This is a genomic window from Candidatus Nanopelagicales bacterium (assembly GCA_018003655.1).
GTDB lineage: Bacteria > Actinomycetota > Actinomycetes > S36-B12 > UBA10799 > JAGNDY01.
Genome location: JAGNDY010000064.1, coordinates 1 through 10760, shown reverse-complemented (window position 1 = coordinate 10760; position 10760 = coordinate 1). Strand labels below are relative to the sequence as shown.

Annotated in this window: 10 protein-coding genes and 1 pseudogene; 5 read left to right on the top strand and 6 right to left on the bottom strand. The window is 63.3% G+C overall.

The window, feature by feature from the left end; genetic code table 11:
• On the bottom strand, positions 1-283 hold a 283-nt coding region (locus tag KAZ48_08850), incomplete at its 3' end, for a hypothetical protein (protein ID MBP7972896.1).
• Between the two features lie 58 nt (positions 284-341).
• Entirely contained in the window at positions 342-812 is a 471-nt protein-coding gene (locus KAZ48_08845) for a universal stress protein (protein ID MBP7972895.1), read from the bottom strand.
• 438 nt (positions 813-1250) lie between these two features.
• Between KAZ48_08845 and KAZ48_08840 the strand changes: the two genes are divergently transcribed.
• From KAZ48_08840 to KAZ48_08830, 3 genes and pseudogenes are all read left to right on the top strand, one after another.
• On the top strand, positions 1251-2504 hold the full coding sequence (locus tag KAZ48_08840) for a glycosyltransferase family 4 protein (GenBank protein MBP7972894.1): 1254 nt from the start codon (positions 1251-1253) through the stop codon (positions 2502-2504).
• Positions 2498-3229, top strand: coding sequence for a methyltransferase domain-containing protein (locus KAZ48_08835; GenBank protein ID MBP7972893.1), 732 nt, complete (start codon positions 2498-2500; stop codon positions 3227-3229). Before KAZ48_08840 ends, KAZ48_08835 begins: the two co-directional genes overlap by 7 nt.
• Positions 3216-4238, top strand: a pseudogene (locus KAZ48_08830) (prenyltransferase). The gene KAZ48_08835 and the pseudogene KAZ48_08830 overlap by 14 nt, the downstream one beginning before the upstream one ends.
• 65 nt (positions 4239-4303) lie before the next feature.
• Here KAZ48_08830 and KAZ48_08825 read toward each other — a convergent pair.
• Both KAZ48_08825 and KAZ48_08820 read right to left on the bottom strand, forming a co-directional pair.
• The gene (locus tag KAZ48_08825; GenBank protein MBP7972892.1) at positions 4304-4981 is read right to left on the bottom strand and encodes a class I SAM-dependent methyltransferase; all 678 of its coding nucleotides are present in this window, start codon (positions 4979-4981) and stop codon (positions 4304-4306) included.
• A 69-nt stretch (positions 4982-5050) separates the two neighbouring features.
• Positions 5051-5941 (bottom strand): alpha/beta hydrolase, encoded by an 891-nt coding sequence (locus KAZ48_08820; GenBank protein MBP7972891.1) that lies wholly within the window; start codon positions 5939-5941, stop codon positions 5051-5053.
• 335 nt (positions 5942-6276) lie between these two features.
• Here KAZ48_08820 and KAZ48_08815 point away from each other — a divergent pair, with 335 nt between their 5' ends.
• Positions 6277-7521 carry a DUF222 domain-containing protein gene (locus tag KAZ48_08815; GenBank protein MBP7972890.1) on the top strand — a complete coding sequence of 415 codons (1245 nt, stop codon included), beginning with the start codon at positions 6277-6279 and terminating at the stop codon, positions 7519-7521.
• Positions 7522-7574: 53 nt separating this feature from the next.
• On the opposite strand, the gene KAZ48_08810 is transcribed toward KAZ48_08815, so the two are convergent.
• The gene (locus tag KAZ48_08810) at positions 7575-8249 is read right to left on the bottom strand and encodes a hypothetical protein (GenBank protein MBP7972889.1); all 675 of its coding nucleotides are present in this window, start codon (positions 8247-8249) and stop codon (positions 7575-7577) included.
• A gap of 191 nt (positions 8250-8440) precedes the next feature.
• Between KAZ48_08810 and KAZ48_08805 the strand changes: the two genes are divergently transcribed.
• Positions 8441-10258: a long-chain fatty acid--CoA ligase gene (locus KAZ48_08805; protein MBP7972888.1), complete on the top strand. Its 1818-nt coding sequence runs from the start codon at positions 8441-8443 to the stop codon at positions 10256-10258.
• A 97-nt stretch (positions 10259-10355) separates the two neighbouring features.
• Here KAZ48_08805 and KAZ48_08800 read toward each other — a convergent pair.
• A partial coding sequence (locus tag KAZ48_08800; GenBank protein MBP7972887.1) for a hypothetical protein occupies positions 10356-10760 on the bottom strand: 405 nt, incomplete at its 5' end.

Genomic DNA, 10760 nt, shown 5'->3' with positions numbered 1-10760 from the left:
AGATCAGTCCGACCGCGATGAAGACCAGGGCTCCCGCGCCGAGCATCCGGCGCCACGGGTTGACTCCCCGAATCAGTTCTTCCAACGCCCACCATGCGAGGGCGACAGTCCCGATTGCGCCAACGACCGTGCGAACCGTTCCCTGACCAGCGTCGAGGGCCTCAAGTAGCAAACCAACAACGAATGCGACGAAGAAGATGGCCAGCGGAAGGTTGGGAAATTGACCGATCGTTACCCCGCCGGTCTTTCGATTGCGGAACATCCAATCGAAGGCGCCCGCCACAGCACCCTTGTTGGTGGATGCGGAGCCCTGTGGTGGCGATGGCTTTTCTATGAGGTCATCACTTCGGCTCTGGATGGATGATCACGACTGGGCAATGCGCGTGCGTGGCGCACTGCTCGCTCACCGAACCCAACAGTAAGCGCTTGAAGCCGCCCTGGCCACGGCTGCCAACGACGAGCATTTGCGCATCGTCCTGCTCGGCAGTGTGGATGAGGACTTCAACCGGATTTCCCACTCCGACGCTCTTGCGGACATGAACATCAGCGTAATCGGTCAACGTCGCTGAAACGAATTCGTCGAGCGAACTGAGCGTCTCGGCGACGTAGTCCTCATGGCTCCAGGCACTAGCCGGCGCCGCACCTGCCGGAGACGCCCAAGCGCCTCCCAGTGGCTGCCATGCTTGCACCGCGTGCAGGGACGTGCCGCGCAACTTCGCCTCTTCGGCAGCCCACAACAGCGCGCGCACGCTTTGTTCCGAACCATCAACGCCTACGACGACCGTTGCTGTCGCCTTGTCACCGTTACTCATGATTGACACCCTCTCGTGGTCGGCACCGATGCACCGCGACGGTACCGCCAGTTCCCGATCGCGTCGACCCCTGGCTGGGGTCGGTTGCCACTAATCCCGCTTCCAGTAGACGCCTACTTGATCGACTTTGGGAATGGCTGTTAGGGCTCTATGTGCGGGACTTTCGACCCTAGATCAACCATCTGGGTTCAACAGCGCCATCACCCAACAATTGGCGCAGCGTCGGAGCGTCGCCGACGAGGCGCACGGCCGTGAAGCACTCAACCCACGTGCCGAGCGCGTCGTTGGCTACCTTTGGGTAGCTACGCAACCGAGATGATGGCACTTGAACTGACGGGAAACTCCTTGCCGGACCACCGTGCGACGGGTCGCATCGAGCAGAGTCACGCGCGTGCGGAGGCACTGGGCGCAGGTACGACAAACCGCGGCAACCGACCGCTGAGGATCGCGCTGTTGTCGTACCGGAGCAAGCCGCACAGTGGCGGCCAAGGGATCTACATTCGTCACCTTTCGCGTGAGCTGGCCGCCCGTGGCCACGACGTCGAGGTACTCAGTGGTCCGCCGCTGCCGGACTTGGACGACGGTGTCCGGTTGACTGCCGTGCCGAGTCTGGATCTCTACCGTGAGCCCGACCCGTTCCGGGTTCCGAATTGGCGCGAGTTCCGATCACCGATCGACGTGCTTGAGTTCGGGCTCATGTGCACGGCGGCTTTCCCAGAGCCCCTAACCTTCAGTCTGCGCGCACGGAAGCTACTGAAGTCTCGGCCAGTCTCCGACCGCCCCGACATCGTCCACGACAACCAGACCCTTGGCTACGGAATGTTGCTGCTGGCCCGCGATGGGTTCCCAGTCGTGGCAACGCTGCACCACCCGATCACGGTGGATCGGCGGCTGGATTTGCTGGCAACTCCCCTGCACCAGCAACTTCCCAAGCGTCGCTGGTATTCGTTCCTGCGAATGCAGAAGCGGGTCGTCCAACGAATGCCCGCAGTCCTCACTGTCAGCGAGTCCTCAGCTGCCGACATCGTCGATGACTTCGGCGTCGCCCGGCACAACCTCACGGTGATTCCAGTCGGTGTCGAGACCGACGTCTTCGTCCCACCGACCGCACCCCGCGTTCCCGGCCGAATCGTCACTACCGCCAGCTCCGATGTGCCGCTGAAGGGGTTGGTGCCGCTGCTGGAGGCGATGGCGAAACTGCGAACAGAGAACGACGTCGAACTGGTCGTGGTCGGAACCATCCGCGAGGGCGGCGCCGCCCACGAGGCAATCCACCGACTGGGGCTTGACGGTGCAGTCCGATTCGTCAACGGGTTGAGTGAGCCTGACTTGGTGGCACTGCTGAGTTCAGCGCAGGTGGCCGTGGTCCCGAGCCTGTACGAGGGATTCAGCCTGCCCGCCATCGAGGCGATGTCATGCTCAACCCCGCTGGTGGCAACCACGGCTGGTGCGCTGCCGGAAGTCGTTGGAGGGGACGGCGAGGCCGCGCTCCTGGTAGCACCGGACGACTCCGATGCGCTCAAGTCCGCGATCGCCCGAGTCCTTGGCGATCCGTCGTTGGCCCGGCGACTGGGCCAAGCGGGCCGCAAACGCGCCATTGCCCGGTACTCCTGGCCAGCGATTGCCGAGCGGACCGAGGCTTGGTACCGGGCCCACCTGAATGCCCGCCTGGATGGGGGAAACGGATGCTGACGGTTGACTTCGACCGCTTCCCCGTTGGGCCCGGCGATCGGGTGCTTGACATGGGCTGCGGCGCGGGCCGACACGCGTTCGCGCTCTACCGGTCGGGTGCGGACGTTGTCGCATTGGACATGGATGCCGCCGAACTGCGCAACGTCGCCGACATGTTCGCCGCCATGGACGAGGCCGGTGAAGTTCCGCCTGGAGCCACCGCCACAGTCGTGCGAGGCGACGCGTACCAATTGCCATTCCCCGACGACTCGTTCGACCGGATCGTCGCCGCCGAGATTCTGGAACACCTTCCGCAGGACTCGGTGGCGATGGCCGAACTCTTCCGGGTGCTCAAGCCCGGTGGACGTATCGCAGTCTCAGTGCCCCGTTGGTTGCCGGAAAAGCTCTGCTGGGCACTGTCAGCTGAGTACCACGAAGTCGAGGGTGGCCACATTCGGATTTACAAGGGCACCGTCCTGACCGATCGGTTGACGGCGACCGGACTGGTTCACGTCGAGAACCATCATGCGCACGCATTGCACGCGCCCTACTGGTGGCTCAAGTGCGCCGTCGGGGTGCACTCCCAGAACCATCAGCTCGTGAAGGCGTACCACCGCTTGTTGGTGTGGGACATGACGAAGGCGCCGGCTGCCACGCGCATCGCCGAGCGCGCCCTCAACCCAGTCATCGGCAAGAGCCTGGTGGTCTACCTGCGCAAACCGGAGCTCGCTCATGCGCCAGCCTGAACTGCTCGCTTGCCCAGGCGTGCTCAGCGCTGCCCAACTTCAGCGAACCGTGTCGTCGATTGCGTCGATACAGGATCCCTGCGGTGCGCTTCCGTGGCCGGACGGTCATACCGATGCGTGGGACCACGTCGAGTGCGCGATGGCGCTGACCTTGGGCAATCGACTGGAAGAAGCGGCGGCGGCCTACGACTGGTTGCGTACCAACCAGGCACCGGACGGTTCGTGGGCGATGTCGTACGCGGGCACACGCATCCTGGATCACTCGGTCGACACGAACCAATGCGCCTACCTCGCGGTCGGAGTGTGGCAATGGTGGTTAGCGACAGGCGATCGTCAACTGCCCCACACGATGTGGCCGACTGTCGCGCGGGCCCTGGATTTTGTTGTCGACATGCAGTTACCCGGCGGGGAGCTGGGGTGGGGACAAAGTCCGCTCGGCCAGCGACCGCAGGAAGCACTGTTAACCGGCTCGGCGTCGACCTATCAGGCACTGCGGTGCGGGATCGCCATTGCTGAACTCGTCGGCAGCCCGCAGCCCGATTGGGAACTCGCCGCCGGCACGCTGTCCCACGCGGTGGCGCATCACCGGGAGCGCTTCGTCGATAAGAGTCGATATTCGATGGACTGGTACTACCCGGTGCTGGGCGGGTCCGTTCGTGGCGACGCGGCGCAGCTGTTGCTCCAGTCCCGATGGGACGACTTCGTTGTTCCTGGCTTCGGCATTCGATGCGTCAGCGACCGACCCTGGGTGACTGGTGCGGAGACAGCGGAGTTGGCGCTCGCGCTCACGGTGATGGGTGATCGCCAGCGGGCGATTTCACTGCTGCAGGACGTGTCACACCTGCGCGAGGAAGACGGCTCGTATTGGACTGGCCTCGTTTTCGACGAGGGTGTTCGGTGGCCGGTCGAACGGTCCGCTTGGACGGCCGCCGCCATGGTCCTGGCCTGCGATGCACTTGCTGGCGGGTCGACCCTGCGCCTCTTCGCGGGTGCCGACTTGCCGACCGGGGTGCTCGTCAGCGCCGATGCGTGTTCGCGCGAGGACGCCCAGTGCCGCGTCTCGGCCCCAGCTCACTAGCCACCCCGGCCTGCGGCAGGTTGCCTTCCGCTTGGCTGATCAAACGGCGCGCCATCGATGCGGCGCAAGACACGCAGCGACCCAACTTGCCCTATCTGTTCGAAGGCGCCACTGCCGACGGCACGTTGGACCACATGCCACGGCGGTTGGCCACCATCAGCCGGGTTGGGAAAGACATCATGAACGGCCAGCGTCCCGCCGACAACCACATGCTGAGCGAAGGCCGCGTAGTCGTGCTGCGCCGTGGCCTCGGTGTGGTTTCCGTCCAAGAACAGGAAGCGCAACGGCGTTGTCCACCATCGGGCCACTTGCTGCGTGCTTGCGACGACGACCGAAACGACATCCGCCAGATCGGCGCGCCACACTGTGTGCCGCAGGGACGGCAGGGTGTCCAACAATCCAGTCACGGGATCGACGAGGTCAGGGTCGTGCCACTGCCAACCCGCCTGGTTCTCTTCGGAACCACGGTGGTGATCGACGGTGACCAGGTGGGCGCCGGCCGCACGTGCCGCGCCACCGAGGTGAACGGTCGATTTGCCGCAATACGTGCCGATCTCCAGCCACGTACCAGCGCCGGCAGCGACCGCTGCGTCGTGCAGCGCCGCGGCCTCATCGTCGGGAAGGAACCCCTTGATGTCGCTCGCGACGGCGAGTAGGTCAGGGGGTAGCGGCACGGGTTGAGCATGACTCGTGGGTGCTGGTGGAGGCAAGTTGCTGGCGGACCGTTGGCGGACGAGCGCGAATCAGGACTGATCGGTGGGGTTCGCCAGTTCGAGGATCTCGGCGGTGAACTCTGGCCAGAGCGCACGCGGCAGGTCGTGACCCATTCCGTTGAAGCCAACGAACCGAGCGCCCGGGATGGCCCGTGCCAAAGCGACACCCCCGCTGACGGCAATCAAGGGGTCACCGAGTCCATGCATCACCAGCGTTGGTGCTTCGACGGCAGCAAGCGCCTTGGTTCGATTCGGCTGATGCGTCGCCGCAGCGAGTTGACGCAGGTACCCGTCGGGGTTGTAGCCACGGTCGTAGCTTTGGCCAGCGATCTCGCTGAGGCGCTCCTCGTCGAAGGCGTAGCCCTGCGATCCGATCAGCCGGAACGTGTCGATGGTCGCTGCGATGGCTGCGTGTCGATCGGCTACGTCGCGTCGCTTGAGCATTCGCAACAGGAGTTTCGGCTTCGCCTGGCCAACGCGGCGAGAGCCGGTTGAGGTCATGATCAAGCTGAGGCTACGAACTCGTTTGGGTGCTCGCAGGGCAATCGTCTGGGCGATGAATCCTCCGAGCGATGCACCAACGATGTGAGCACTCTGCAGACCGAGTGCATCCATGAGTCCAGTGGCGTCATCGGCCATGTCTTCGATCCGGTAGGCCAGCGGCTTGCGCTTGAGCAACAGATCAGCCAGGCCGGGTGCAGGCTCGCCGTTGATGTGGGTCGACTCCCCGACGTCGCGGTTGTCGAAGCGAATCACGAACAAGCCGTGGTCAGCGAGGTCGTTGCAGAACTCCTCCGGCCACGCAATCATCTGGGTACCCAGACCCATGATCAACAGCATCGGAGGGTTCGTTGGTTCGCCAAAGGTCTGGTAGGCGATCTCGATTCCGTTGACTGCGGCTTTCTGCACGCTAGGACTCATGGATTCACTCTACGAACCCGTTCTCTGCCGCAACCACCGCACCGGCTGACACGGCCCGATCGCACCGTTCGCGCCGACGAGGTGACGGGACTCTGGGAGGCGAGGTACAGGTGTGAAACTTGCTCCAACACACACGGAGATTCGAACATATGTACGAGCAATTGTCTGCGGTCGAAGCTAGGGTTGAGCTACACCAACCACACAGATGGATCGCCGAGTAGAAGTTCTCGGCCGTGACGCAGATGACGATTCGGCAGAAAAAGTTGCCGCAGCTTTGAGGATTGGTTGGTGTAGCGCGAAGGCCGCGCGGACTACCCCTCGAAGGCGGTGATTTTGTGTTTCCCACATCCGATCAGACCTTGGAGCGCAGCCAACCAGCGTTCTTGCACCGCGTGAGCCGCGAGCTGTCCGAGGCCACAGAAAACGAGCTCCACCCATCTCAGCTTCGCGAGGTCGTCACCCAGCTTGCCCGGATCCGCAATCAGGTCAACGCCATGGAAGCTGCCGCACTGGCGACTCTCGATAGGTCAGGCCAGTGGGAGATCGACGGCTCCCGAAGCTTGCGGTCATGGGTCGAGGTGGCAACAAGCTCCAGCCCACAGTCGGCCAGCTCGCGGATCGGGGTCAGCCGTGTCATGGATGAATTGCCAGAAACCGCTGCGGTGTTCCTCGCTGGCGATACGACCATCGAGCACATGTCGACGCTGGCTCGGGCCACCGGCAAGAGTGGCTGTCGACGGGAAGCACTGCCGGCGGCGGATCAAATCTTCGCAACCCTCTCGAGCCAAGTTCGCCCTGGCAAATTCCGCCGAGCGGTCGATGCCTGGGCTCATCGGGTCGACGCATTTTCGGTCGCCGAAGACTACGTCGACAAAGCGGCGGACGCCTACCTGCATGTATCGACGACGATCTACGGCATGGTTGCGGTGGAAGGCATGCTCGACATGGAAACGGGGATGGCCCTCGTCGAGGCACTCAACGCGACATCGGAATCGCTGTTCCGCAAACGTGGCCCCGCATTCGCCTGCGCTGCTGGCGACCGGCCGATAGGCCGCCCTCGCTCGTCGGCCGCGAACGTGGTGGCGCTGCGTGAACTAGTCAAGATGGCGTTGACGAACCCAGAGATGCCCACTGGCACCGGTGGAGTGCCGGTGCACCTGGTCGTCACCACGTCGATTGATACGCTACGGGCCCAGTTGGGGGATGCGGGAGTTGAGCCAGCAGATCTCGACGGCAAAGTCTCGCTGTCCGCGGCCACGGCCCGCCGACTCGCCTGCGACTGTGCTGTTCTGCCGGTGGTGATGGACTCCAAATCACAAGTGCTTGACGTCGGCCGTCGCACCCGCATCATCAGTCCGCAGCTGCGGTTGGCGATCGACCTGCGAGACCGCCACTGTCGCTTCCCAGACTGTGAAGCGCCCATCCAGGACATCCACCACATCGTCTTTTGGGCGAACGGGGGTCGTACCGACAGAGAGAACCTCGTTGGACTTTGCCTCGCACATCACCAGGCGGTGCATGAACGTCGCTACCAACTCAAGGGCAATGCGAACTTCAAACTCCAAGTAATCAGGACGTGATTCTCACCCGCCGGACAGGGCGGTATGAGGCGCCTCGGCGCTAGGGCCGAGTGTCAGCGCGTCAGGTCGCGGACCATGATTCCGTTGAATTCGACGAACCCGAGATGCCCCCAAAATCCCGATAGCGCGCGATTCGCGGCTGCCCGTTCCGCGAGGTCGGCGAGACCAAGCTTCATCGGGAATAGTGCCGCCACATCAGCGCCCTTGCCCAACTCTCTGATCGCAAGCTCGGTGGCGAGCAAACCGAGCTTGGCGCCCCGCCATTCGGGGTCGATTTCCATACTGTTGACGATGACGGCCCGCATATGCACCAGCTCGAACGCTGCTCGCAACTCCGCCAGATCGAACCCCTCACCAAGCAGTGCCCTTCCCACGAGTCCGAGGTCGTGCCCCCTGCTGTCGAGTTCCTCCCAGCAATCCGGTGCCTGCAGGTCAGCGGTCACGAATTCACCCCGTCCAACTGGAATCACGAGGGTCTTGGGCAACAAGCTGTCGACCTCAGGGACAAACCCCTCAACATCGAGATTCGTCATCGCGGACAACGCAGTGAGATCGACATCCTGTCCGCGTTCGGGTGACCACTCAACTTTCACGATGCCGGTGTAGTCGTGCACCGCCTGCGTTGCGGAGCGTGCGGTTGGCTGAACGACGTCGGTCCGCAGCGTAATGAACAGCGTCGATCTAAGCGCCCTCACAACAGACAGCCTGGTCGAACCTGCATCTTTCATGGTCCGAGCCTGGAGTGAAATCGATCCCAACTCAAGTCCTGAGCCCTCAACTGGACAACTTGCACACACGCCGTGCGACTACTCCGGCCCCGAATCCCTCCCGGCGTTGCATACACGTTGTGGGAGGATCGAAGAGCAGCTGGAGGACCAAACCGCACGGGCATGGCCTGCGGCTGGTTGGGAGGAGTCGAATGACGTCAAACCATCTCGCCGCGATGATCGCCGAGAGCGTGGAGAGATTCGGATCCCGACCGGCGCTGCGCTTCCGCGAGGCAACCACCGCCCACGACGACACGGTGTGGAGTTCGATCAGCTACACGGAGTTCGGTCTGCGCATCCGATCCGTGGCTGCCGCCCTCGTAGAGGTTGGCGTTGAGTCGGGTGACCGAGTCGGCATCTTCTCAGCCAACCAGCCCGATTGGTCGATTGCCGACTTCGCAATCCTGACCGCCGCGGCTGTGTCGGTTCCGCTCTACGCGACGAGCACCGCCGCGCAGGCCGAGTATTTGATCAGCGACGCGGGAGTATCCGTCATCTTCGTCGGCGGCCAGGAGCAGTACGACAAGTTGCAGCAATCGCGCGCAGCGACCGACCAACTGCACCGAATCGTCGTCTTCGACGAGAGCGTCGCGCTGGCCGACGATCGGTCCGTGCACTTCTCCGCATTCCTGCGCGCAGGCTCCAAGTCGGACTGTCTCGACGCGCTTCCCGGACGGCTGCTGGCGGCTGAACCCGAGGACGTTGCAACGCTCATCTACACCTCTGGGACAACCGGCGAGCCGAAGGGCGTGGAGCTCACCCACGCCAACTTCTTCCACCAGATGCGCGCCCTCGACGATCGGTTCGACGTCGGCCCCGACGACACGAGTCTGTGCTTCTTACCGCTGAGCCACGCCTACGAGCGTGGCTGGTCCTTCTACGTCTTCTACCGCGGTGCGCGGAACTGCTACCTGGACGACCCGAAGAACGTGGTGGCCGCAATGGCCGAAGTGCGCCCCACGCTGATGGTCAGTGTCCCCCGCCTGTTCGAGAAGATCCACGCGACGGTGCTCGACCAGGTCGACCGCGGACCGAGCGTCAAGAAGAGCATGTTCCGGTGGGCACTACGAGTTGGCGGGCAGTACCAGCATCGGAAGAAGGAAAAGGGCCGCGTGAATTCATTGCTCGCCGCCGAGCACGCCGCTGCCGATCGACTTGTGCTCGCGAAGATTCGGGATGTGATTGGCGGTACCAAGAACGTCTTCTCCGCAGGTGGCGCTCCGCTGTCCGCAGAGATCGAGGAGTTCTTCTTCGCGGCGGGCATATTGATTTGCCAAGGCTACGGACTGACCGAGACCACGGCGATGCTCACCTGCAACGCTTCCGGCGGGTTCCGGTTCGGGACCGTCGGCCTCCCAGTGCACGGCAGCGAGGTGAGGATAGCTGATGACGGCGAGATCCAGGTCCGCGGTGGGAATGTGATGAAGGGTTACTTCGGTCGCCCGGAGGACACCGCGGCGGCGTTCGAGGACGGCTGGCTACGGACCGGAGACGTGGGTTCGATCGACCAAGACGGCTACCTCACGGTGACTGACCGGATCAAAGATCTGATCATCACCTCGCAGGGCAAGAATGTCGCGCCCCAGCACATTGAAGGGGAACTCGGCGCGGACCTCTACATCGATCAAATCGTGGTCATCGGCGACCGCCGCAGTTACCTGACGGCGCTGATTGCGCCGGACTTCGATGTGCTCGAGCGCTACGCCCGCGAACACGACATTTCCTCCGGTTCGCGGGAGGAACTGGTGGCCGACCCGCGGATCCGCGCCTTATACGACCAGCGGATTGCTGATGCATCCCGTGAGCTAGCCGGATACGAGCAGGTGAAGCGGTACACGTTGCTCGCGCAGTCGTTCAGTCAGGACGGCGGGGAACTGACCCCGACGCTGAAGATCCGTCGTCGCGTCGTCGCGAAGCAGTACGCGGACGCCATCAACGCAATGTACGCCGCGCCGCGATCGTCGGACTGAACGTCGCTACCAACTCAAGGGCAACGCGACTTCCGATTCCAAGTAATCAGGACGTGACGCACCATTCCATCGCGTCCATCGCGCGGCCGCGACCGGGTCAGTACGTCACGTGTATGCGTTGTTGTGGGCCGTCGACCGTCATCACGCCGCCGTAAGGCAAGACCCACTGGGGGTCGGTATGGCCGAAGTCAGGTCCAAACACGACCAGGGCGTCTGGGTTGTACGTGTCCATGACACTGCGCAAAGCCTCCCACTGGTCAGCGCGGAACCTTTCCCGCTCCTGCGCGCTGAGTTGCTGGTCGGTGTTCCATGCCTTGGGCTTTGCCATGACAACAGCTGGGAATTTGGCCAACAAGCCGCGCTCACCCATGTTCCGCAGCATTCGTTGCACCTCAACTGACGAGGGCATCTCCTCGGAGGTTTCCAGCAGCAACACGCAGCCCGCATAGTCCTCCACGGGGCGAACCCAACGCCCGACAGCCAGGTTCCAGTGCAGGATCTC

What these genes read in the sequence shown, in the direction of transcription:
- KAZ48_08810 (MBP7972889.1), bottom strand. Translation starts at nt 8,249, where the DNA reads ATGAAAGATGCAGGTTCGACCAGGCTGTCTGTTGTGAGGGCGCTTAGA.
- KAZ48_08845 (MBP7972895.1), bottom strand. Translation starts at nt 812, where the DNA reads ATGAGTAACGGTGACAAGGCGACAGCAACGGTCGTCGTAGGCGTTGAT.
- KAZ48_08805 (MBP7972888.1), top strand. Translation starts at nt 8,441, where the DNA reads ATGACGTCAAACCATCTCGCCGCGATGATCGCCGAGAGCGTGGAGAGA.
- KAZ48_08835 (MBP7972893.1), top strand. Translation starts at nt 2,498, where the DNA reads ATGCTGACGGTTGACTTCGACCGCTTCCCCGTTGGGCCCGGCGATCGG.
- KAZ48_08820 (MBP7972891.1), bottom strand. Translation starts at nt 5,941, where the DNA reads ATGAGTCCTAGCGTGCAGAAAGCCGCAGTCAACGGAATCGAGATCGCC.